The following is a 22689-nucleotide window of genomic DNA, read 5'->3' on the forward strand; positions in this document are numbered from 1 at the left end:
GGTGCGCGCGACCGAGCCCACGGGCGGAGCCGACACGCGCGGGCGGCCACCCCCTGCCCCGCCCGAACCGGTGACCTGCGCCGCCGCGGCGGGGGGGGTGGGTGGCGGGCACGAGGCGGCGGTACGGGGCCGAGCGGCCGTACCGGCGTCGGCCAACCAACACGCCGCCGCCCACGCAAGGGCACCCCGGCCCCCGTCGGCGCCGGCCGACCAGCGCGCCGCCCGCGCAAGGGCACCCCGGTCCCCGTCGGCGTCAGCCGACCACGTCGGCCATGTCCTCGGCGAGGTCCTCGGTCAGATTGGACTCGGTGCCCGGGATGCCCAGGTCCTGGGCGCGCTTGTCGGCCATCGCCAGCAGCCGGCGGATGCGGCCGGCGACCGCGTCCTTGGTGAGCGGCGGGTCGGCGAGGGCGCCCAGCTCCTCCAGGGAGGCCTGCTTGTGCTCCATCCGCAGCCGGCCGGCCGCCGCGAGGTGCTCGGGGACCTCCTCGCCGAGGATCTCCAGCGCCCGCTGCACCCGCGCCCCCGCGGCCACCGCGGCCCGGGCCGAACGGCGCAGGTTGGCGTCGTCGAAGTTGGCCAGCCGATTGGCGGTGGCCCGCACCTCGCGGCGCATCCGCCGCTCCTCCCAGGCCAGCACCGACTCGTGCGCGCCCAGCCGGGTCAGCAGCGCGCCGATGGCGTCGCCGTCCCGGACCACCACCCGGTCCACCCCGCGCACCTCGCGGGCCTTCGCCCCGATGGACAGCCGACGGGCCGCGCCGACCAGTGCGAGCGCGGCCTCCGGGCCCGGGCAGGTGACCTCCAGCGAGGAGGAGCGGCCCGGCTCGGTCAGCGAGCCATGGGCGAGGAACGCCCCCCGCCAGGCGGCCTCCGCGTCGCAGGTGGCGCCGGAGACGACCTGCGGCGGCAGGCCGCGGATCGGCCGGCCCCGGCCGTCGACCAGCCCGGTCTGGCGGGCCAGCTGGTCACCGCCGGCCACCACCCGGACCACGAAGCGCGAGCCGCGCCGCAGCCCGCCGGGCGCCATCACGATCAGCTCGGAGTTGTGGCCGAAGATCTCGGCGATGTCCCGCTTCAGGCGGCGGGCCGCCATCGCCGTGTCCAGCTCCGCCTCGATCACGATCCGCCCGCTCACCAGGTGCAGCCCGCCGGCGAACCGCAGGATCGACGACACCTCGGCTTTCCTGCAGCAGGTGCGGGTGACGGGAAGCCGGGAGATCTCGTCCTTCACCGCTGCCGTCATCGCCATGGGCCGATCCTTCCATGCATCCGAAAAATACGGTCGTACGCGGCGGCCAGCAGCTCAGGGTCGTGCCTGGGCGATCCGTCCGCCCTGGCCACGCGGGCCAGCTCGACCGCGGCGCCGAACCCTTTGGCGGCGTCCGCGAGGGAGTCGCGGTCGGGCACGGCGGCCTCGTCGGCCAGCACCACGTCCAGGGCGAGTTTAGGGGCGTGTCGTCCCAAAACCTCCAAATGACGCTGCGGGGAGAAGCCCTCGGTTTCGCCGGGCTGCGGGGCGAGGTTCAGCGAGAGCACCCGGCGCGCCCTGGTCTCCGCCAGGGCGTCCAGCAGCTCGGGCACCAGCAGATGCGGGATCACCGAGGAGAACCAGGAACCGGGCCCCAGAACCACCCAATCGGCGTCAAGGACGGCGTCCACCGCCTCCGGGACGGCCGGCGGGTCGTTCGGCACCAGGTGGACGGACTGCACCTCGCCGGGGGTGAGCGCCACCGTGGCCTGGCCGCGCACGGTGTCCACGTCCTCCGGGCGCGCCGGATCGTGCCCCTTGACCAGGGCCTGGAGCTCCAGCGGTACGGCCGACATGGGCAGCACCCGGCCGTTCGCGCCGAGCAGCCGGCCGACCAGGTCCAGCGCCTGGACATGGTCGCCGAGCTGCTCCCACAGCGCCACGATCAGCAGATTGCCGACCGCGTGCTCGTGCAGCGCGCCGTGGGACTGGAAGCGGTGCTGGATGACCCGGGCCCAGGTCTGCCCCCAGTCGTCGTCACCGCAGAGCGCGGCCAGCGCCTTGCGCAGGTCGCCGGGCGGCAGGACGCCCAGCTCCTCGCGGAGCCGGCCACTGGACCCGCCGTCGTCGGCGACCGTCACCACGGCCGTCAGGTCGCCGGTGATCCGGCGCAGCGCGGCGAGCGACGCGGACAGACCCATGCCGCCGCCGAGGGCGACGACCTTGGGCTGGGTGCCGCGCCGACGCAGCGTACGGGCGGTAAGGGTGCTCGTACGCCGGCGGGTGGTCCTCACTCGCGCCCCATGTCCCGGTGCACCACGACGGTCTCGACGCCCTCGGAGGCCAGCCGGGCCGCGAGCTTCTCGGACATGGCCACCGAGCGGTGCTTGCCGCCGGTGCAGCCGACCGCGACGGTGACATACCGCTTGCCCTCGCGGCGGTAGCCGGTGGCGATCAGCCGCAGCAGCTCGGTGTACCGGTCGAGGAACTCCTTGGCGCCGGGCTGGTTGAAGACATAGCCCGACACCTCCTCGTTCAGCCCGGTGTACGGGCGCAGCTCGGGCACCCAGTGGGGGTTGGGCAGGAAGCGGCAGTCCACCACCAGGTCGGCGTCGACCGGCAGGCCGTACTTGTAGCCGAAGGACATCACGGTGGCGCGCAGCTCCGGCTCCTCGTCGCCGGCGAACTGGGCGTCCATCTTGGCGCGCAGCTCGTGGACGTTGAGGCTGGAGGTGTCGATCACCAGGTCGGCGTCGCCGCGCAGCTCGCGCAGCAGGTCCCGCTCGGCGGCGATGCCGTCCACGATCCGGCCGTCACCCTGGAGCGGGTGCGGGCGGCGCACCGACTCGAAGCGGCGCACCAGCGCCTCGTCGGAGGACTCCAGGAAGACGATCCGGCGGGTGACCTGCCGGGTGTCCAGGTCGGACAGGGACTCGCGCAGGGCGTCGAAGAACTGGCGGCCGCGCACATCGACCACGACGGCGATCCGCGCCACATTGCCCTGGGAGCGGGCGCCGAGCTCCACCATGGTGGGGATGAGCGCCGGTGGCAGGTTGTCCACCACGAACCAGCCGAGGTCCTCCAGGCACTTGGCCGCGGTGCTGCGGCCCGCGCCCGACATTCCGGAGATGATCACCAGCTCGGGGGTCGCCGCCTCGGCGGCCTCGCCGGCCTCCATCGTCGTGCCCGTACTCACGTCTGCTGCTCCGTCTCTCGGTGGTTCCCGGTCGTGCTCGGTCGGTGTGGTGCTGCGGTCCGCTGCGGGGGTGGGGTCGGGGGCGGTGTGGTGCGGACCGCTCCGCACCGGGTGAACGCCCTCGCCACCACGATCATTGCCGATCATCATCCATCACCACCGATCATCGCCGATCGCCCTGCCCGGCCGCCGGTCGCGGCGGGGGCGCCCCCGCGCGCCCGGTTCAGGAGGACGGGCCCGGGGAGGCCGCCACGTCCTCCTCCTCAAGGATCTCTCCGGTCGCCGTGTTGACGGCGGGCGCGGCCGGTGCGGACCGGGCGAGCGCCACGGCCACGGCCTCGGCGGTCTTCCGGCCGAACCCCGGCACCTCGCAGATCTGCTCGATCGTCGCCTGCCGGAGCCGCTTGACCGAACCGAAGTGCTTGATCAGCGCCTGCTTGCGCGCCTCGCCCAGGCCGGGCACCGCGTCCAGCGGGCCGGTCCGTATCCGCTTGTGCCGCTTGGCGCGCTGGTAGCGGATGGCGAAGTCGTGCGCGGTGTCACGGACCCGCTGGAGCAGATACAGCCCCTCGCTGGAGCGCGGCAGCACCACCGGGTCCTCGTCGTCCGGCAGCCAGACCTCCTCCAGCCGCTTGGCCAGCCCGCAGACGGCCACGTCGTCGATGCCCAGCTCGTCCAGCGCGCGCCGGGCGGCGGCGACCTGCGGCCTGCCGCCGTCGACCACCACCAGCTGCGGCGGATAGGCGAACTTCCTGGGCCGCCCGTCGTCCTCCAGCGGCCCCATCCCGACCGCCTCGGCCCCGCCCGTACCGGCTCCGGTTCCGGCGGCGTCCGGCCCAGGCTCGGCTGCCCCCGTCCCCGTCCCCGTACCGACGCCGCCCGGCCCCGGCTCGGCGCCGTCGGCGGCGAGGTCCCACTCCCCCGTCCGCTCCTTCTCGGCGAGGTAGCGCCGGAACCGGCGGGAGACCACCTCGTGCATCGAGCGGACGTCGTCCTGCCCCTCGAAGGTGCGGATGGCGAAGCGCCGGTACTCGCTCTTGCGGGGCAGGCCGTCTTCAAAGACGACCATGGACGCCACCACGTCCTCGCCCTGGAGGTGGGAGATGTCGAAGCACTCGATGCGCAGCGGGGCCGTCTCCAGGCCGAGCGCCTCGGCGATCTCCTCCAGGGCCCGGGAGCGGGTGGTCAGATCGCTGGCGCGCTTGGTCTTGTGCAGCACCAGGGCCTGCTGGGCGTTCCGCCCGACGGTCTCCATCAGGCTCTTCTTGTCGCCGCGCTGGGGGACGCGCAGGGAGACCTGGGAGCCGCGCCGGTCGCCGAGCCACTGGCTGACCGCGTCCGCGTCCTCGGGGAGGGCCGGGACCAGGACCTCCTTGGGCACCGCGTCGCCGCTCTCCTCCCCGTACAGCTGCTGGAGGGCGTGCTCGACCAGGCCGGCGGTGTCCACGGCCTCCACCTTGTCGGTGACCCAGCCGCGCTGGCCGCGCACCCGTCCGCCGCGGACGTGGAAGATCTGCACGGCCGCCTCCAGCTCGTCCTCGGCGAGGGCGATCAGGTCGGCGTCGGTGGCGTCGGCGAGGACGACGGCGCTCTTCTCCATGGCCCGCTTCAGGGCCCCTATGTCGTCGCGCAGGCGGGCGGCCCGCTCGTACTCCATGTCCTCCGCCGCGATGGCCATGTCCTTCTCCAGGCGGCGGATGTACGTGCCGGTGCGGCCGGCCATGAAGTCGCAGAACTCGTCGGCCAGCTCCCGGTGCTCCTCCGGGGTGACCCGGCCCACGCAGGGCGCGGAGCACTTGCCGATGTAGCCGAGGAGGCAGGGGCGGCCGGTGCGGGCGGCGTTGCGGAAGACCCCGGCGGAGCAGGTGCGCACCGGGAAGACCCGCAGCAGCAGGTCGACGGTGTCCCGGATCGCCCAGGCGTGGCTGTACGGGCCGAAGTACCGCACGCCCTTCTTCTTCTGCCCGCGCATGACCTGGACGCGGGGGAACTCCTCGTTCAGCGTGACGGCGAGGTAGGGGTAGCTCTTGTCGTCGCGGTACTTGACGTTGAACCGGGGGTCGTACTCCTTGATCCAGGAGTACTCCAGCTGGAGCGCCTCGACCTCGGTGGACACCACCGTCCACTCCACGGAGGCGGCCGTGGTCACCATGGTGCGGGTGCGGGGGTGCAGCCCGGCGAGGTCCTGGAAGTAGCTGGCGAGCCGCTGCCGGAGGGACTTGGCCTTGCCGACGTAGATCACCCGGCGGTGCTCGTCGCGGAACCGGTAGACCCCCGGCGAGTCGGGGATCTGTCCCGGCTTGGGGCGGTAGCTGGAGGGGTCTGCCATGACTCACACCCTACTGGCGCCCACTGACACTCCGGAGCCGAGCGAAGGGGCGCCTCCACCGAAGCGGAGGCGCCCCATCAGCCGTCAGCCGGTGAAGCGGGCCTCAGGTTCGGCGGCGTGCGGCGCGGAGGCGGGTCAGGGCGAGGGCAGCCGCGCCCAGCACCAGCCCACCGCCGGCCGCCGTCAGCGGGGCGCCGGCCCCGAGCGGACCGCCCTCCTCCGCCGAGCCCTCCGCCGTCGCCGGTACCGGCGCGGTACGGCCCGCCGGGGTGCCGTAGCCGCCGGCCAGGCCCTTCTTCGCGTACGCCGAGCCCGGGGCCTTGTCCCCGTAGTCGGCGCGCACCCGCTCCCGGTAGGCGGCCAGGGTGGTGCCCCGGGCGCCGACCGCGCGGATGGCGTCCTCGTCGAGCGGGAGGACCGTGGCCCCCTTCCGCACGTACCAGGCGTCGATCTGGGGCTCCCGGAAGACCGTGCCGCCGGGCAGCCGCCGCGCGCCCTGGCGGACGTAGCGGGCCTCGTCGTCGCCGGTGGCGATGTTCACCACCCGCCAGGACCCGCCCTGCCGGACGGTCCAGACGGAGGCCTGCCGGCCGTCGGCGGCGGTCGCGGTGGCGGCGTGGTACTCGACCCGCGCCACCGGGGCGCCCGCCCGGCCCGCGACGAAGTCGGGCGACAGTACGTGCACCGGGACCGAGGTTCCGTCGATCCGGGGCTTCCCGGCCCTGGTGTCCGCCGCGGCCCCGGCTCCCTTACCGGCTCCGGCCGCGGGCTGGGTGAAGAAGCGGCCGAGGGTGTCCAGGGTGGCGGGCGCGGAGACGGCCCGGTCCGGGGTGGCCGCGCCCGGGGCGGGCGACGGGGAGGCGGCGAGGGCCGCGGGAGCCGCGCCGGCCAGCAGGGCGGCGGCGAGTGCGGTGGCGGCCGCGAGGTGCCGTGCGGTCATCGCGCTCACGCCCCGATCCGGTAGAGGGAGTGGGTCCAGGAGAAGGAGTTGTTGTTCACGTACCAGTCGTGCGAGGCCCAGTTGTAGCGGTTGCTGGAGGGCCAGGGGTCGCCCCAGTAGACGAGGCTGCTCGCGTCGTCGTAGCCGTAGATCACATGCATGTGGCCGCCGCCGCTGGACCACTGGATCCGGGTCTCCACCGGGCGGTCGGCGTTGATCTCGCTCTGCACGGTGGCGTATCGCAGCCAGCCGGTGACATAGGAGCCGGGGTTGATCCCGGCCCAGCGCAGGCCGGTCTGCACATTGCCCAGGGTGGCCTGGTTGTTGGGGCACTCGGTGCCCTGCTGGCGGTTGAACGCCGCGTTGCAGAACTGGTTCTGGGCGTAGCTGCGGCCGAACCAGGCGGCGATGGTGTTGCCGCCGGCCGCCCAGCACCAGTTGGTCTTGACCTGGGCCTGCATGGTGATGTCCAGCCGCTTCTGGCCGAGCGCGGCCGCACCGTCCGAACCGTCGGCGGCGACGGCGGCGGTCGGGGCGGCGGCGGTCAGCGCCATGAGTACGGCGGTGAGCAGCGTGAGGAGGGCGAGGCGGTGCCGCGGACGGCGCCGGGGGGCGGAGGGGTGCTGCGGGGGTCTGACGAGCTTGCGCATCGTGTTCCTCCGACGGGGGATGTGGGGAGGGAGGATCACGTCCGGACGCTGAGTGGAGCATCGAGCGTTGTCGCGGTCAGGTCAATAAGGGTTCAATGCGGTGTCCACCCGGGGTGGCAGCGGGGTGTGAACGAGCCGACCGTCCGGTGAACACCCCGGGCCACCCACCAGCACCTCCCCTCCCCGGCGCCGGAGGCCGACCGCGCGCCATCGTGAACGTTCACCCCGGACCACCTTCCAGGACCCAGGACCCCCCATGGCTCACACCGAGGCCGATCTGGCCCAGATCCTGCGCACCGGCCCGTTCCATCTGGCGCTCCGGGCGGCCCTGGAGGCGCGCGGGCTTCCGCTGCACCGGGTGCGGCACCATCTGGCGCACCGGGGCATCCAGGTGGGGGTGACCAGCCTGTCGTACTGGCAGCAGGGGCTGCGGCGCCCCCGCCGCCCGGAGTCACTGCGGGCGGTACGGGCTCTGGAGGAGCTGCTGCGGGTGCCGGACGGCTCACTGCTGCGGCTGCTCGACACCGGCGAGGCAGCCCCCCGTGCCGCGGCGGCCCAGCCCGGTACGGGCGGCGGTGAGCGGTTCGCCTCCCGGCCGTACCGGGCGCTGCTGGAGCCCTCGGGCGCGGTGGAGGAGCTGATCGCCTCGCTGGAGTCGCCGCTCGACGGCGGGCTGCACACGGTGGGCCACCACGAGCTGGTGCGGATCGGGCCGGGACGGGAGCTGACCGGCCGGGACTCGCAGCATGTGGTGCGCGCCCACCGGGACGGCGTGGACCGCTATCTCGCGGTGCACCACGGGGAGGCGGGCTGCGAGGCGGAGCGGGTGGAGGTGTGGGCGGGTGAGAACTGCCGGGTGGGGCGGATCCGGCGGCACCCGGCCGCCGGGGTGGTCGTCGCCGAGCTGCTCTTCGACGCCCGGCTGCGGGCGGGTGAGACCTGCTTCTTCGGCTACGGCTTCGTGGACGGGACGGGCGGGCCCAGTGGCGAGTACGTCCGGGGCTTCCGGTTCACCGGCGGGCAGTACGTGCTGCATGTGCGGTTCGACCCGGCCGCGCTGCCGGTACGGTGCCGGCGGTTCGCCCAGAGCGGGGCGGGCGCGCCCCGGACCGGCCGGACGGAACTGACGCTCAGCGGCCGGCACCGCTCGGTGCATGTGGTGGAGCAGGGGGTGCGGCCGGGGATGCTGGGCATCGAGTGGGACTGGGAGTAGGGCGGCCCCGCGCTCGACGCGATCACCGGTGCCGCGTACCGACGCGATCGCCCGTGCCGCGTCCTCCTGCTCCGGGCCTCTACTTCTCCGGACCCGCGACCAGCTTGCCGCCCTTGACCCGGATCGGGACCTCGGGCAGCGCGGCGGTGGCCGGGCCCTGGACCGCCTGGCCGGTGGTGACGTCGAAACGGCTGCCGTGGCAGGGGCAGTGGCCCTCGGTGCCCTCGACCTTGTCGAAGACGCAGCCCGCGTGGGTGCACTGGGCGCTGTACGCTTTGTAGCTGCCCTGGGCCGGGCAGCTCACCACGAGCCGCTGCTCGCGGTAGAGCCGGGCACCGCCGACCGGTACGTCCTCCGGGTCGCCGAGGTCCACGGGGGCGGTGGGGGTGGGCACCGCGGCGTGCCCGACCTTGGACTCGGTGGAGCAGGCGGCGGCCCCCAGCCCGGCCGTCCCGGCGAGGGCGGCGCCTTTCAGCACGGTGCGGCGGGCGGTCGGCTGGCCGGACATGGGCACTCCACGGAGGGCGAGAAGCGGACGACGGAGACGGCCACCGTCGGGGAGGCGGCGGAGGTGACTCGGTCGAAGGCGGTGGATGGTGACGGAACCCGACGATACCGGCCGGTATCGCCGCCCCTCCCGCCGCCCCCGGGTCCCGGGCCCTGGATCACAGGGCCCGGGATCCGGGGTCCGGCAGGGTCAGGCTCAGGCCTTCTTGGCGCGAGCCGCCGCCTTGCGGGCGGCCGGGGCCGTCGCCTTGGTCGCGGCCTTGGTGGCGGCACCGGCCTGGGCGCCCGCCTTGGCGGCAGCCGTCTTCCGGGGGGCGCCGTCGACCGCCTTGCGGGCGGAGGTGCGCTTGCGGGCCGCGGGCACGGTGGCCGCCGCGTCGCTGATCCGCTCGGCGTCCAGGATGTCCCGGAGGAACTTGCCGGTGTGGCTGGCGGGGACGCCGGCCACCTGCTCCGGCGTGCCCTCGGCGATGACCAGGCCGCCGCCGCTGCCGCCCTCGGGGCCCATGTCCACCAGCCAGTCGGCGGTCTTGATGACATCGAGGTTGTGCTCGATGACGATCACCGAGTTGCCCTTGTCCACCAGACCGGAGAGCACCTTGATCAGCTTGGAGATGTCCTCGAAGTGCAGACCCGTGGTGGGCTCGTCCAGCACGTAGACCGTGCGCCCGGTGGAGCGCTTCTGCAGCTCGGAGGCGAGCTTCACGCGCTGCGCCTCACCACCGGAGAGCGTGGGCGCGGGCTGGCCGAGCCGGACGTAGCCGAGGCCCACCTCGGTGAGGGTGCGCAGGTGGCGGGCGATGGTCGGCACCGCCTCGAAGAAGTCGAGCGCCTCCTCGATGGGCATGTCCAGCACCTCGGCGATGGACTTGCCCTTGTAGTGGACGTCCAGCGTCTCCCGGTTGTAGCGCGCGCCGTGGCACACCTCGCAGGGGACGTAGACGTCCGGCAGGAAGTTCATCTCGATCTTGATGGTGCCGTCGCCGGAGCAGTTCTCGCAGCGGCCGCCCTTGACGTTGAAGGAGAACCGGCCGGGCAGATAGCCCCGGACCTTGGCCTCCGTCGTCTCGGCGAACAGCTTGCGGACGTTGTCGAAGACGCCGGTGTACGTGGCCGGGTTGGAGCGCGGGGTGCGGCCGATCGGCGACTGGTCGACGTGCACGACCTTGTCGACCAGGTCGTCGCCGTCCACCCGGGTGTGCCGGCCGGGCACCGACTTGGCGCCGTTGAGCTCGCGCGCCAGGTGGGTGTAGAGGATGTCGTTGACCAGGGTGGACTTGCCGGAGCCGGAGACTCCGGTGACCGCGGTGAGCACACCGAGCGGGAAGGAGACGTCGATGTCCCGCAGGTTGTTCTCGCGGGCCCCGTGCACGGTGAGCTGCCGGGCCGGGTCGACCGGGCGGCGGAGGTCGGGGATCGGGATGGACCGCTTCCCGGCCAGGTACTGACCGGTCAGCGACTCCTTGTTGGACAGCAGCTGCTTCAGGGAGCCGGAGTGGACGACCTTGCCGCCGTGCTCGCCGGCGCCGGGGCCGATGTCCACCACCCAGTCGGCGACCTTGATGGTGTCCTCGTCGTGCTCGACGACGATGAGGGTGTTGCCCATGTCCCGGAGGCGGACCAGGGTCTCGATCAGCCGGTGGTTGTCTCGCTGGTGCAGGCCGATGGACGGCTCGTCCAGCACGTACAGCACACCGACCAGTCCGGAGCCGATCTGGGTGGCGAGCCGGATGCGCTGGGCCTCGCCGCCGGAGAGGGTGCCGGCCGCGCGGTTCAGCGAGAGGTAGTCCAGGCCGACGTCGACCAGGAAGCGCAGCCGCTCGTTGACCTCCTTGAGCACCCGCTCGGCGATCTTCTTGTCGCGGGCGGTCAGGGTGAGCTGCGCCAGGAAGTCGGCGCAGTCGCTGATCGACATGGCGGAGACCTCGGCGATGGAGCGGCCCATCACCGTCACCGCCAGCACGATCGGCTTGAGCCGGGTGCCCTCGCAGGTGGGGCAGGGCACCTCGCGCATATAGCCCTCGAAGCGCTCCCGGCTGGAGTCGCTCTCGGCCTCGCTGTGCCGGCGCTTGACGAAGGGGACGGCGCCCTCGAAGGCGGGCGTGGTGTAGGCGCGCTCGCGGCCGTAGCGGTTGCGGTAGCGGACCTCGACCTGGGTGCGGTGGCCGTACAGCAGCGCCTTCTTGGCCCGGGCGGGCAGTCCGGCCCAGGGGATGTCGGTGCGGAAGCCGAGCGCCTCGGAGAGGCCGCCGATCAGCCGGCCGAAGTATTCCTTGGTGTGCCCGTGCGACCAGGGATGGATCGCGCCCTCGTCGAGCGACCTGTCCTCGTCGGGGACGATCAGCTCGGGGTCGACTTCCATCCGGGAGCCGATGCCGGTGCAGTCCGGGCAGGCGCCGAAGGGCGAGTTGAAGGAGAAGGAGCGCGGCTCCAGCTCCTCGAAGGACAGGTCGTCGTACGGGCAGTACAGGTGCTCCGAGTACATCCGCTCGCGCTCGGGGTCGTCCTCGGGGAGGTCGACGAAGTCCAGCACCACCATGCCGCCGGAGAGGCCGAGCGCGGTCTCCACGGAGTCGGTCAGCCGCCGCTTGGCGCTGTCCTTGACGGTGAGGCGGTCCACGACCACCTCGATGGTGTGCTTCTCCTGCTTCTTGAGCGTGGGCGGCTCGGCGAGCTGGATGGTCTGCCCGTCCACCCGGGCACGGCTGTACCCCTTGGTCTGGAGGTCGGCGAAGAGGTCCACGAACTCGCCCTTGCGCTCGCGCACCAGCGGCGAGAGGACCTGGAAGCGGCTGCCCTCGGGCAGCTCCAGCACCTTGTCCACGATGGCCTGCGGCGACTGGCGCGAGATGGGCCGCCCGCACTCGGGGCAGTGCGGCTTGCCGATGCGCGCGAAGAGCAGCCGGAGGTAGTCGTAGACCTCGGTGATGGTGCCGACCGTGGAGCGCGGGTTGCGCGAGGTCGACTTCTGGTCGATCGAGACGGCCGGGGAGAGGCCCTCGATGAAGTCCACGTCCGGCTTGTCCATCTGGCCGAGGAACTGCCGCGCGTACGAGGAGAGCGACTCCACGTAGCGGCGCTGGCCCTCGGCGAAGATCGTGTCGAACGCGAGAGACGACTTGCCCGACCCGGACAGTCCGGTGAAGACGATGAGCGAGTCACGCGGAAGGTCGAGCGAGACGTTCTTCAGATTGTGCTCGCGCGCGCCACGGACGATGAGACGGTCGGCCACGCCGGTCCGCACCTTTCGTGAGAAGAAGAGGGGCTTGAGATAAGCGGGTGGAGAAGCGGGGGACAGCCCCGTCCGGATACCCGGCTCCCGGCTCTTCGAGTCTGCGGGGCCGCCGGGGCGGAGGGCGTCGAACCGGACGGGGACCGTGTCGACGGCTCCCGGGACACTTCGCCTGTCGGGACTTCGGCTGTCTGGACTTCCAGGATGCCTCCACCGAGCGTATAGCACGTGCTTTCGATTTACGGCCTCCTCCGGTCAGCTTCACCCGATCGTGTGGCGAGCGCCTCGTTCGGCCGTTCGAAGCCGTGCCGTGTGCTGCCACCCCTGGGCACCCCCTCCGTACACCTAACGCCCGCGGCGGCCGGAACGATGCCCGTGTCCGCCGGTCAATGCCCGCCTCCGGTCCCGGGCCCGTCCCGGTCGCGACGGGGGTGGCAGCACATCCGACCGACGCCGGAAACCCTACGACCCACCACTGACAACGCCCCCCAACAGCCGCCGACCAGGCCTTCCTCCCACCGGCCGGACCGGCCGCCCCTCCCCCGCACCGGCCGCCCTTCACCCCGGTCGGGCGCGGCGCTAGGGTCAGCGGCATGATCGACCATGTGCAGGATCTGGCCGCCCTCCGCGAGGCGACCGACCGGCTGCTGAGCGCGGCCGCTTCCCTGGACGAGACCGCGCTGGCCGAGCCCTCGCGGCTGCCCGGCTGGACCCGCGGCCATGTCCTGGCCCATCTGGCCCGCAACGCCGACGCCCTGGTCAACGTCCTCCAGGGGCTCCCCATGTACGTCAGTGGCGAGGCCCGCGACCAGGACATCGAGCGGGACGCGCCGAGGCCGCCGGCCGTCCAGCTGGCCGACGTCCGGGACACCGCCGCGCGGTTCGACGCGCAGGGCGCCGTCCCGGCCGACTGGGAGCGCCTGGTCGAGCTGCGCAACGGGGTCACCGACCGGGCCGCCCGGGTCCCCTTCCGGCGGCTCCAGGAGATCGAGCTGCACCATGTGGACCTGGGCGTCGGCTACGAGCTGGAGGACCTGCCGGAACGGTTCACCGGACAGGAGACCGACTTCCTCGCCGACCGCTTCTCCGGGCTCGCCACCGTGCCGCCGACCCGGCTGCTGGCGGGCGGCCGCGAGTGGCGCACCGGCGGCCGGGAGGGCGGCGAGGTCACCGTCAGCGGCTCGGCCGCCGACCTGGTCGGCTGGCTGGCCGGGCGCCGGGACGGCTCGGCGCTCACCGTGTCCGGCGGCCCGCTGCCCGTACTGCCGCCGCTATAGGCTGAGTTCCATGACGTACAGCGGAACGGTCAAGGTCGGCGGGCCCGCCGACGTGCACGAACTGGCGGACCTGATGATCTCCAAGGTCGCCGTGGGTCCGATGGACAACAACGCCTATCTGCTGCGCTGCCGCACCACCGGTGAGCAGCTGCTGATCGACGCGGCCGCCGAGCCGAAGACGCTGCTGGCGCTGGTCGGCGGCGACTCCATCGCCTCGGTGGTGACCACGCACCGGCACCCCGACCACTGGCAGGCGCTGGCCGAGGTGGTCGCCGCGACCGGGGCCCGGACGTACGCGGGGCGGTACGACGCGGAGGGCGTCGGCGTCCCCACCGACGTACCGGTGGAGGACGGCGACACCGTCCGGGTCGGCCGGGTGGAGCTGACCGCGCGCCGGCTGGTGGGGCACACCCCGGGCTCGATCGTGCTGGTCTACGACGACCCGCACGGCCATCCGCATGTCTTCACCGGTGACTGCCTCTTCCCCGGCGGGGTGGGCAACACCCACGGTGACGCCGAGGCCTTCGCCAGCCTGCTCGGTGACGTGGAGGCCAAGCTGTTCGACGTACTGCCGGACGAGACCTGGGTCTACCCGGGCCACGGGGACGACACCAGCCTGGGCGCCGAGCGCCCGGGTCTCCCGGAGTGGCGCGAACGCGGCTGGTAGCCGGGCGGCCGGCCCCACCGGCCACCGCGGCCCCCCGGAACACGAGGGAGCCGCCCCCCACTGACGAGCGGGGGGCGGCTCTTCTCCATCTTTACCGTTATCTACCGGCGTCAGGCCTCGACGCTGTCCTTCGACGCGTCGCCGCCCTCGGCCCGCTGGGCCTGCTCGGCTTCCTGGCGCTCCTTCTTCCTGGAGGCGATCAGGCTGGTGATCGTGGTGATCACCAGGACACCGCCGATGACGGAGAGCGAGAACGGGATGCTGATCTCGGGGACGTGCACCCCGGACTCGTGCAGGGCGTGCAGCACCAGCTTCACACCGATGAAGCCGAGGATCACCGACAGGCCGTAGCTCAGGTGGACCAGCTTCTTCAGCAGTCCGCCGATGAGGAAGTACAGCTGCCGCAGGCCCATCAGGGCGAAGGCGTTGGCGGTGAAGACGATGTACGGGTCCTGGGTCAGGCCGAAGATCGCGGGGATGGAGTCCAGCGCGAACAGCACGTCGGTGGTGCCGATGGCCAGCATGACCACCATCAGCGGGGTGAGGACGCGCTTGCCGTTCTCCCGGATGAACAGCTTGGTGCCGTGGTACCGGTCGGCCACGCCGAAGCGGTTCTCGATGGACTTCAGGAGGCGGTTCTCCTCCCAGTCCTCTTCCTCCTCGTCGGCCCGCGCCTCCTGGATCAGCTTCCAGGCGGTGTAGATCAGGAACGCGCCGAAGATGTAGAAGACCCACGCGAAGTTGGAGATGATCGCGGCACCCGCGGCGATGAAGATCGCACGGAGCACCAGGGCGACCAGCACACCGATCAGCAGCACCCGCTGCTGGAGGTGGGTGGGCACCGAGAACTTCGCCATGATCAGCACGAAGACGAAGAGGTTGTCGACGCTCAGCGACTTCTCGGTGATGTAACCGGCGAAGAACTCACCGGACGCCTGGCTCTCGCCCGCGACCAGCAGTCCCAGACCGAACAGGGCGGCCAGCACGATCCAGACGACCGTCCAGATACCGGCTTCCTTGATCGACACGTCATGGGGCTTGCGCCCGATGAAGAAGTCGACCGCGATGAGGGCCGACAGACCGAGAATGGTCACCAGCCACAGATTGATCGAAACGTCCACTGCGCCTCCGGCGTCGTACGGCTATGGATCAGCGTCGTCGCTGCCGGAGGTCTCTTCCACCCGGGGCGGCGGTGTCCGTCACCGGAACCGACCACGGGCCGACGCCCCGGGACCGGTCTCTGTCCGACCGTCCGTATTGACGGGTACGCCGCAGGCGGGAGTACTCCCCTCCGCAATCATGAACACTACCCCAAGACCCAAGGGAAGGTAAAGAAACCGGTAAGCGAATACCAAAAGTGCTGGTCAGGCGGGCAGGGCGGAAGGGTGACGCAATCAGCGACGGGTTGACCCGAGCTCTCCCAGCACCCGGGCCAGGGCGCCGCCGCCGGCCGGGGCGGTCGGCGGTTCGTACGTCCAGGCGTGGCCGACCCAGGGGTCGGCCAGGTGCTCGTCGGGCACCGGCGTCAGACGGAGCAGCGCGGACCAGAGCGGGTCCAGCAGCGGACCGTACGCGGCGGCGTCCGCCCGGTCGGCGACCAGCAGCAGATGCACACCGACCGCCGGGCCCTCGTCCGCCAGGTAGCGCAGCCGGGTCACCGACCGGTCGTCGAACCCGTACGGGAAGTCGTTGACGACCAGCAGCTGGTCCGCCAAGTCGATGTCGGGTGGCAGCGCGTCGGTGGCCCCGCCCCGCACCGCCATCCGCACCAGCTCCACCCGCCGCACCAGCCGGTCGAGCACCGCGGTGACGCCCGCAGCTCCCTGCGCGGGCGGCGCGCTCACCAGTCCGGCGGCGGTGAGCGAGGCGAACGCGGAGGCCGCGCTTCCGCCCGGGTCCAGCAGGTGCGCGGCGCAGCCGCCCGGGGGGTGCGCGGCGAGCAGCCGTACCGCGTGCAGCGCGGCGGTGCCGGCGGCCAGCCGGCGCAGCTCGGTGGCGTCCGCCATCAGGGATCCGGCCGAGCCGCCGCGTCCGCTGTCGATCCACAGTCCGCGCTCCAGCGGCAGCCGGATGAGCATGGGGATCCGCAGCTCCGGGCGCTCGGGCAGACGGAGGTCGCCCAGGCGGACGGCCATCGCGGGTTCGGCCGGGGGCCGGTAGCCGAGCCAGACCGGGTGGTCCCAGCGCGCGTAGGCGGGCGGCAGGGCCGGCTCCACGGCCTCGGACTCGGCGGTGAGCTGGGCCAGGTCCCGGTCGAGCGTCTCGCGGGCGCGGGCGCTCAGCTCCTCGTACCGCGCCCCGCCGGCGGCCCGGGCCGCGTCCCCCGCGGAGCCGATCCGGGCCCGCGGGTCGGCCAGGGCCCGGTCGAGCTCCTGCTCCCGGCGGGAGTCGGCGAAGTCGATGGCGCTGCGATAGGCGGCGGTCGTCCGGGCCAGGTCCTCGAACATGCCCCACACCTGGTTGTAGAGGCGCTCGTCCATGGTCCAGCCGGCCGCGTCACCGGCCACGGGCACGGCGGGGGCGGTGGCGGGAGCGGGGGCGGAGGCCGGTGCCGGAGGCCGCGGTCCGGTGCCTGCGGCGCGCTCGACGGCGGGGGCGGGCCGGGACGCGGTGGAGCGCCGGGGGTGCGAGTAGTCGATGGTCGCGCCCGGGACGGCGGCCGGCGGCCGCGCGGTGGCCCCTGTGGCGGCCGGATCCGTCGTGGCACGGTCCAGGGGTACGGCGGTGGTGGGCGCCGCCGACCCCCCGTCGGCGGTACGGGGAGGGGGCGGCCCGGTCACCGCGGGGCCGGGCGTCAGGGGGGTGGCCGCCGGCTGCGCGGTCGCCGGGGGCGCGGTCGGTACGGCGGCGGCCAGGGCGGCGGCCGCCAGTTCGCCGGCCGTCATGGGCGGGAGGCCCTGGTCGGCGAGCATGGCGGCCAGCCCGTCCGCGTAGCCCTGGCCCACCGCGCGGACCTTCCAGGCCCCCTGGCGGCGGTAGAGCTCCAACGCGGCGACCGCGGACTCGGTGTCCAGGCCGGTGAGGGTGTACGTGGCGATCCCGTCGCCGTCCGGGACGCCGACCGTCAGCCGGGGCGGGGCGAGGGCCCCGAAGTGGGCCGGGGCACCGGGATCCCCGCCGCCGCCGGGCAGGGCGAGCAGTACGGTCAGCCGGTGCGCCTCCGGAGCGAGGGCGTCCAGGTCGAGGACGAGCCGGTGCTCCATGGCCGCCGTCCCGGGGACCTCCACGCCGGGCAGCCGGGGCGCGCCCGGGTGGACGACCTGCCCGGCACCGGAGAGCCGGCCCTCGGCGTCGGCCAGGGTGGCTCCGCACACCACCGGCGCCCCGGCCGACACCCGTACCTCCAGCCGGGTGTGCGGCAGTGGGAGGTTCTGCCCCCGGACCAGCTCGGCCGTCATCTGCCTCTGTCCCCCTCGGTACGGCGTGTGGCCTGCGGTGCGTGATGGGTGCGGCGTGCGGTGCGCCCGGGCCCGGGCGGTGCCCGAGCCGCTGACCGGTCCGGTCAGCCGACTGGTCCGGTCACAGGTGCGGCAGGATCGCCGGCATGAGGTCCTTGAAGGTGCGGCCCTCGGACGGGGCGCCCAGGGCCGTCATCTGCCAACCGCCGCCCGCGCGGTGCACCTTGGCCATGATCTGCGCCGTATACCGCCCGCCGCCGTCGAGCGTGTAGCGGGCGAGCTCCTGGCCGTTGGTCTCGTCGACCAGACGGCAGAACGCGTTCTGCACCTCCTGGAAGGTCTGGCCGGTGAAGGAGTTCACCGTGAAGACGATCTGGTCGATGTGGACGGGCACGCGCTGGAGGTCCACCAGGATCGACTCGTCGTCGCCGCCCTGCCCGGCGCCGCCCACCAGGTTGTCGCCGGTGTGCCGGACCGAGCCGTCGTCACTGACGAGGTGGCGGAAGAAGACCACGTCGATCGGCTGCTTCTCGGCGAAGAGCACCGCCGAGGCGTCCAGGTCCACCTCCCGGGTGCGCGATCCGAACAGGCCTCGGCGCGGAGCCGCCTGCCAGCCGAGCCCCATCCGCACCGCGGTCAGGTCCCCTCCGTCGTTCTTCCGCAGGCTGATGGCCTGACCCTTGGTCATGTTGACCGTCACGCGCTGTCCCCTCTCTTGGCGTTCCCCCGCCGCCGTCACCCGGGTGCGGTTGACCAGCACCCTACGCAGCCCCGGCCGCCCGGCAGCAGGTGCGGTGCGCATTGTGGCGCTCTTGCAACATCGAGTGCGGCGGCGGACGTGTCAGACGCCCGCGACGCCCGCCCTTGGCCGGCGGCCCGGGCGCCCGGCCGGCGAGCGCCACCGGCCCACCAGGCGCCCCCGGGGCCCGGGGCACCCACCCGCCCACAGCCGGTGGAGCGCCCCCGGCCAGTCGGGCGCTTCCGGCCGGTCGAGCGCCCCAGCCGATCGCGCGCCCCCGGCCGGTCAGGCGCCCCGGCCGATCGGGCGCCCCTGGCCGGTCGGGTGCCTCCGGTCTGTCGGCCTCCGTCAGGCGATACCGGCCTCCTTCATCTGCCGCAGCTCCTTCTTCAGCTCGCCGACCTCGTCCCGCAGCCGGGCGGCGACCTCGAACTGGAGCTCGGCCGCGGCGGCCCGCATGCGGTTGGTCATCTCCTCGATGATCCCGGCGAGTTCGGCGGCGGGCCGGTCGCCGACGATCGCGCCGGTGCCTGCCTTCGCCTTGGTCTTGCCCTTGGCACCCTTTCCGGCGGCCTGGCCGCCGCCGTCACCGCCCCCGGGCGGGGTGTGGGCGGCGAGCGAGGGCACCGGGGTCCGGAGCACCGGCCTGCCGTCCCTCCCCTGCCGGTATCCGGTGCCGAGCAGCTCCTCGGTGTCGATCTCCTCGCGGGCGATGGTGGCCACGATGTCGTTGATCTTCTTCCGCAGGGGCTGCGGGTCGATGTTGTTGGCCTTGTTGTACGCGATCTGCTTCTCACGGCGGCGGTTGGTCTCGTCGATGGCCTGGGCCATGGCCGGGGTGACCTTGTCCGCGTACATATGGACCTGGCCGGAGACGTTGCGCGCCGCGCGGCCGATGGTCTGGATGAGCGAGGTGCCGGAGCGCAGGAAGCCCTGCTTGTCGGCGTCGAGGATGGCGACCAGGGAGACCTCGGGCAGGTCCAGGCCCTCCCGGAGCAGGTTGATGCCGACCAGGACGTCGTACTCGCCGGCCCGCAGCTCCCGCAGCAGCTCGATCCGGCGGAGGGTGTCGACGTCGCTGTGGAGGTAGCGGACCTGGATGCCGAGCTCCACGAAGTAGTCGGTGAGGTCCTCGGCCATCTTCTTGGTGAGGGTGGTGACCAGCACCCGCTCGTCCCGCTCGGCGCGGGTGCGGATCTCGTGCACCAGGTCGTCGATCTGGCCCTCGGTGGGCTTGACGACGACCTCCGGGTCCACCAGGCCGGTGGGGCGGATGATCTGCTCCACATAGCCGTCGGATCGGGACATCTCGTACTGGCCGGGGGTGGCCGACAGATAGACGGTCTGGCCGATCCGCTGCTGGAACTCCTCCCACTTCAGGGGCCGGTTGTCCAGGGCGGAGGGCAGCCGGAAGCCGTGGTCCACCAGGGTGCGCTTGCGGGAGGCGTCGCCCTCGTACATGGCGCCGATCTGCGGCACGGTCACATGCGACTCGTCGATGACCAGGAGGAAGTCCTCCGGGAAGTAGTCGAGCAGGGTGTTCGGCGCGGAGCCGGGCTCGCGGTCGTCGAAGTGCATCGAGTAGTTCTCGATGCCGGAGCAGGAGCCGACCTGGCGCATCATCTCGATGTCGTAGGTGGTGCGCATCCGCAGTCGCTGGGCCTCCAGCAGCCTGCCCTGCTTCTCCAGCTCGGCCAGGCGCTGCTCCAGCTCCCGCTCGATGCCGTTGACCGCCTTCTCCATCCGCTCCGGTCCGGCCACGTAGTGGCTGGCCGGGAAGACGTAGAGCGACTGGTCGTCGCTGATGACCTCGCCGGTGAGCGGGTGGAGGGTGGAGAGCGCCTCGATCTCGTCGCCGAACATCTCGATCCGGACGGCCAGCTCCTCGTAGACCGGGAAGATCTCGATGGTGTCGCCGCGGACCCGGAAGGTGCCGCGGGTGAACGCCAGGTCGTTGCGGGTGTACTGGATGTCCACGAAGCGGCGCAGCAGCTCGTCGCGGTCGAACTCGTCACCGACCTTGAGCGGGACCATCCGGTCCACGTACTCCTGGGGTGTGCCCAGGCCGTAGATGCAGGACACCGAGGCGACCACGACCACATCCCGCCGGGTGAGCAGCGAGTTGGTCGCGGAGTGGCGCAGCCGCTCGACCTCCTCGTTGATCGAGGAGTCCTTCTCGATGTAGGTGTCCGACTGGGGGACGTACGCCTCGGGCTGGTAGTAGTCGTAGTACGAGACGAAGTACTCCACCGCGTTGTTCGGCAGGAGCTCGCGGAACTCGTTGGCGAGCTGGGCGGCGAGGGTCTTGTTCGGCGCCATGACGAGGGTGGGGCGCTGGAGCTTCTCGATCATCCAGGCGGTGGTGGCCGACTTGCCGGTACCGGTGGCGCCGAGCAGGACGACGTCCTTCTCGCCCGCCCGGACGCGGCGGTCCAGTTCGGCGATGGCCGCGGGCTGGTCGCCGCTGGGCTGGTAGGAGCTGACGACCTCGAAGGGCGCCACCGAGCGTTCGATTGAGGAAACGGGCCGCATGCCATTAACCGTACGACCCCCCACTGACAACGGGGTTCCGGCGCAGGTGGGAGGGGGTCCGACCCGCCGCGCGGAGCCTCAGTGGCGCGGAAGGCCCCCGCGGCGGCGGGCCGGCCGGCGGCGCACGGCGGGTCCGGCGGCCTCGGTGGGCTCGGCGGGGATCTCGACGGGCCAGGCCGCCAGCCGGCAGGAGTGCGCTCCGCCCGCCGCGCACGCCCCGGACCGGCCCGGACCGGCGGACCCGGTACGGAACGGGCGGATCCCCCGGGGGCGGAGCGGGTCGCCGCCGTCCGGGGCGCGGTGCCCGGGCCGCCCGCCGTCCGGCACCCGCCGGCCGCGCACCGCCGCCACCCCGGCGACCAGCAGGAACAGCACCGGTCCGGCCAGCAGGGCAGTGATCAGCACGGGGGTGGCTCCGGCCGCGGCGGAGGTGGAGGAGGATGTGTCGGGGGCCATGGTCACGGTGACCGCGGCGAGGCCGATGTGGTGCATACCGATCACCGCGGCCCCGGTGCCCAGGGCGGCGGCCGTGGCGGAGGCCGGGCGGCCGCGCGTCGAGACGGCGGCGCGCAGTGCCAGGGTGGCGGCCACGGCGGCGACGACGACGGAGAGGGCGACGAGCCCGGTGGCGTATCCGAGGCTCCCGGCGAGCCGCAGCCCGGCCATGCCCAGGTAGTGGGTGGCGGCGATGCCCAGTCCGATGATCGTCCCGCCGGTGGCCAGGGACAGCGCGCCGGGGCCCCGGTGCCCGGCCACGAAGAGGCCCACGCCCGCGGTGGCCACCGCCACGGCCAGACCGGCCGCGGTGGTGAGCGGGTCCCGGCCGACCGGTGCCCCCGCGACGCCGAAGCCGGTCAGCGCGACCACCTGCGCGGCCCAGATCCCGCAGCCGAGCGTGGTCGCCCCGAGCAGCAGGCGGGCGAGCCGCACCCGATCCGCTCCTCCCCCGGGCCGGGCCGCGCGGGTCGCGAGCAGCCCGTCCGGGCGGGCCAGCAGGAACCCGCCCAGACAGGCCAGCAGAAACCCGGCCGCGGGCGTGGTGAGCCCGTATCGGAAGCCTTCGACAGTGCCTTCCACGCTGGTGCCCCCTCCGCTTCACGCCCCCGTCCGCCCCCGGCGGGGTGCCGCACGCACCGACCCGCGGACCGCGCGGTTCCGGGCGTCGCCGGACAGCGGCCCCGGATGCCGGACACCCGGGTCCGCGAGCCGGACGTGCCATGTGTACCCGCTGGTAGTGCTCCTCGGCTACGGTCCGGAGGTCCTCGAACAGAGATGGGACGAAGGCCGGGGACGCGGCCGAACGGGCCCGGGCCGGGCCCGCGGCGGAGGGAATCGTTGTCAGCGGGTCCTCCCGGCGCAGCTCGGGCGGGCCGCTTCTTCGCCGGTGTGGTGGCCGGTAGTCGCCAAACGGTTCGCGTTGTCAGTGCGCGGTCGTACCGTGATCTCCATGGACAGAGACGATGTGGCGCGGCGGGTGGAGTGGGCGGTGGTCGACAGCGACATCGGCCCGCTGATGCTGGCCGCGACCGAGGAGGGGCTGGTCGCGGTGGTGTTCCACGCCCGCCCCGAGGTGCGGGACCGGGCACTGCGGCGGATCGCCTCCCGGCTGGGCGCCGAGCTGGTGGAGGACGCCTCGGGGCGGCTGGCCGAGCCGATACGCGCGCTGCACGCGTACTTCGCGGGCCGGATACAGCAATTCGACGTGCCACTGGACTGGTCGCTGATCGGCGGGTTCAACCGGCAGGTGCTCAGGGAGCTGGCGTCCGGTGTGCGGTACGGGACGGTCGTCGGATACGGGGAGCTGGCCGGCCGGGTCGGTCAGCCGGGGGCGGCGCAGGCGGTGGGCGCGGCGATGGCGGCCAACCCGCTGCCGATCGTGGTGCCCTGCCACCGGGTGGTGGAGGGGGACGGCGGGATCGGGGGGTTCGGTGGGGGGCTGGAGACCAAGCGGCAACTGCTCGCGCTGGAGGGTGTGCTGCCCGAGCCGCTGTTCTGAGCGGAATGCTCGGGCGGCGGCGGGAAGGCGGGCCGCGGCGGG

At 73.2% G+C, this 22689-nt stretch carries 17 protein-coding genes; 4 read left to right on the forward strand and 13 right to left on the reverse strand.

Features of this window, described 5'->3' with window-relative positions; all coding sequences use genetic code 11:
- Positions 1–253: 253 nt before the first annotated feature.
- From whiA to M1O15_RS16975, 6 genes are all read right to left on the reverse strand, one after another.
- The gene (gene whiA, locus M1O15_RS16950; RefSeq protein ID WP_248634710.1) at positions 254–1252 is read right to left on the reverse strand and encodes a DNA-binding protein WhiA; all 999 of its coding nucleotides are present in this window, start codon (positions 1250–1252) and stop codon (positions 254–256) included.
- Positions 1243–2265 carry a gluconeogenesis factor YvcK family protein gene (locus M1O15_RS16955; protein ID WP_248634711.1) on the reverse strand — a complete coding sequence of 341 codons (1023 nt, stop codon included), beginning with the start codon at positions 2263–2265 and terminating at the stop codon, positions 1243–1245. The genes whiA and M1O15_RS16955 overlap by 10 nt, the downstream gene beginning before the upstream one ends.
- Positions 2262–3149, reverse strand: coding sequence for an RNase adapter RapZ (rapZ, locus tag M1O15_RS16960; RefSeq protein WP_248634752.1), 888 nt, complete (start codon positions 3147–3149; stop codon positions 2262–2264). The genes M1O15_RS16955 and rapZ overlap by 4 nt, the downstream gene beginning before the upstream one ends.
- 241 nt (positions 3150–3390) lie before the next feature.
- Positions 3391–5496, reverse strand: a complete 2106-nt coding sequence (gene uvrC, locus M1O15_RS16965) for an excinuclease ABC subunit UvrC (protein WP_248634712.1) — start codon at positions 5494–5496, stop codon at positions 3391–3393.
- 103 nt (positions 5497–5599) lie between these two features.
- A complete protein-coding gene (locus tag M1O15_RS16970) occupies positions 5600–6436 on the reverse strand; it encodes a hypothetical protein (protein WP_248634713.1) in 837 nt (278 codons plus the stop codon).
- 5 nt (positions 6437–6441) lie between these two features.
- Complete coding sequence (locus M1O15_RS16975; protein WP_372499486.1) at positions 6442–7086, reverse strand: papain-like cysteine protease family protein; 645 nt, start codon at positions 7084–7086, stop codon at positions 6442–6444.
- 256 nt (positions 7087–7342) lie between these two features.
- On the opposite strand from M1O15_RS16975, the gene M1O15_RS16980 reads away from it, so the two are divergent.
- The gene (locus M1O15_RS16980) at positions 7343–8299 is read left to right on the forward strand and encodes a hypothetical protein (RefSeq protein ID WP_248634714.1); all 957 of its coding nucleotides are present in this window, start codon (positions 7343–7345) and stop codon (positions 8297–8299) included.
- A 79-nt stretch (positions 8300–8378) separates the two neighbouring features.
- Here M1O15_RS16980 and M1O15_RS16985 read toward each other — a convergent pair whose 3' ends face one another.
- Positions 8379–8807 (reverse strand): Rieske (2Fe-2S) protein, encoded by a 429-nt coding sequence (locus tag M1O15_RS16985; RefSeq protein ID WP_248634715.1) that lies wholly within the window; start codon positions 8805–8807, stop codon positions 8379–8381.
- Positions 8808–9002: 195 nt separating this feature from the next.
- On the reverse strand, positions 9003–12038 hold the full coding sequence (uvrA, locus tag M1O15_RS16990; RefSeq protein WP_248634716.1) for an excinuclease ABC subunit UvrA: 3036 nt from the start codon (positions 12036–12038) through the stop codon (positions 9003–9005).
- Positions 12039–12631: 593 nt separating this feature from the next.
- On the opposite strand from uvrA, the gene M1O15_RS16995 reads away from it, so the two are divergent.
- The gene (locus M1O15_RS16995; RefSeq protein WP_248634717.1) at positions 12632–13315 is read left to right on the forward strand and encodes a maleylpyruvate isomerase family mycothiol-dependent enzyme; all 684 of its coding nucleotides are present in this window, start codon (positions 12632–12634) and stop codon (positions 13313–13315) included.
- A gap of 10 nt (positions 13316–13325) precedes the next feature.
- A complete protein-coding gene (locus M1O15_RS17000; protein ID WP_248634718.1) occupies positions 13326–13982 on the forward strand; it encodes an MBL fold metallo-hydrolase in 657 nt (218 codons plus the stop codon).
- A gap of 110 nt (positions 13983–14092) precedes the next feature.
- Here M1O15_RS17000 and M1O15_RS17005 read toward each other — a convergent pair whose 3' ends face one another.
- The 5 genes from M1O15_RS17005 to M1O15_RS31670 form a co-directional block, all read right to left on the reverse strand.
- Positions 14093–15103, reverse strand: coding sequence for a TerC/Alx family metal homeostasis membrane protein (locus tag M1O15_RS17005; RefSeq protein ID WP_248634719.1), 1011 nt, complete (start codon positions 15101–15103; stop codon positions 14093–14095).
- A gap of 273 nt (positions 15104–15376) precedes the next feature.
- Entirely contained in the window at positions 15377–17380 is a 2004-nt protein-coding gene (locus M1O15_RS17010) for a TerD family protein (RefSeq protein WP_248634720.1), read from the reverse strand.
- Positions 17381–17501: 121 nt separating this feature from the next.
- Positions 17502–18080, reverse strand: a complete 579-nt coding sequence (locus M1O15_RS17015) for a TerD family protein (RefSeq protein ID WP_248634721.1) — start codon at positions 18078–18080, stop codon at positions 17502–17504.
- Positions 18081–18467: 387 nt separating this feature from the next.
- The gene (gene uvrB / locus M1O15_RS17020) at positions 18468–20651 is read right to left on the reverse strand and encodes an excinuclease ABC subunit UvrB (protein WP_248634722.1); all 2184 of its coding nucleotides are present in this window, start codon (positions 20649–20651) and stop codon (positions 18468–18470) included.
- 78 nt (positions 20652–20729) lie between these two features.
- Positions 20730–21728: an MHYT domain-containing protein gene (locus M1O15_RS31670; RefSeq protein ID WP_308282358.1), complete on the reverse strand. Its 999-nt coding sequence runs from the start codon at positions 21726–21728 to the stop codon at positions 20730–20732.
- 370 nt (positions 21729–22098) lie between these two features.
- Here M1O15_RS31670 and M1O15_RS17035 point away from each other — a divergent pair, with 370 nt between their 5' ends.
- The gene (locus M1O15_RS17035) at positions 22099–22647 is read left to right on the forward strand and encodes a methylated-DNA--[protein]-cysteine S-methyltransferase (RefSeq protein WP_248634723.1); all 549 of its coding nucleotides are present in this window, start codon (positions 22099–22101) and stop codon (positions 22645–22647) included.
- The last annotated feature ends 42 nt before the right edge of the window (positions 22648–22689 follow it).

Source organism: Streptomyces lichenis (assembly GCF_023218175.1).
Lineage (GTDB): Bacteria > Actinomycetota > Actinomycetes > Streptomycetales > Streptomycetaceae > Streptomyces > Streptomyces lichenis.

Excerpts from the sequence above, each read along its gene's own strand:
- whiA (WP_248634710.1), bottom strand. The coding sequence starts at position 1,252 with ATGGCGATGACGGCAGCGGTGAAGGACGAGATCTCCCGGCTTCCCGTC.
- M1O15_RS17035 (WP_248634723.1), top strand. The coding sequence starts at position 22,099 with ATGGACAGAGACGATGTGGCGCGGCGGGTGGAGTGGGCGGTGGTCGAC.
- M1O15_RS16975 (WP_372499486.1), bottom strand. The coding sequence starts at position 7,086 with ATGCGCAAGCTCGTCAGACCCCCGCAGCACCCCTCCGCCCCCCGGCGC.
- M1O15_RS16985 (WP_248634715.1), bottom strand. The coding sequence starts at position 8,807 with ATGTCCGGCCAGCCGACCGCCCGCCGCACCGTGCTGAAAGGCGCCGCC.
- M1O15_RS16995 (WP_248634717.1), top strand. The coding sequence starts at position 12,632 with ATGATCGACCATGTGCAGGATCTGGCCGCCCTCCGCGAGGCGACCGAC.
- M1O15_RS16980 (WP_248634714.1), top strand. The coding sequence starts at position 7,343 with ATGGCTCACACCGAGGCCGATCTGGCCCAGATCCTGCGCACCGGCCCG.
- uvrB (WP_248634722.1), bottom strand. The coding sequence starts at position 20,651 with ATGCGGCCCGTTTCCTCAATCGAACGCTCGGTGGCGCCCTTCGAGGTC.
- M1O15_RS17000 (WP_248634718.1), top strand. The coding sequence starts at position 13,326 with ATGACGTACAGCGGAACGGTCAAGGTCGGCGGGCCCGCCGACGTGCAC.
- M1O15_RS16970 (WP_248634713.1), bottom strand. The coding sequence starts at position 6,436 with ATGACCGCACGGCACCTCGCGGCCGCCACCGCACTCGCCGCCGCCCTG.
- rapZ (WP_248634752.1), bottom strand. The coding sequence starts at position 3,149 with ATGGAGGCCGGCGAGGCCGCCGAGGCGGCGACCCCCGAGCTGGTGATC.
- M1O15_RS17010 (WP_248634720.1), bottom strand. The coding sequence starts at position 17,380 with ATGACGGCCGAGCTGGTCCGGGGGCAGAACCTCCCACTGCCGCACACC.
- uvrC (WP_248634712.1), bottom strand. The coding sequence starts at position 5,496 with ATGGCAGACCCCTCCAGCTACCGCCCCAAGCCGGGACAGATCCCCGAC.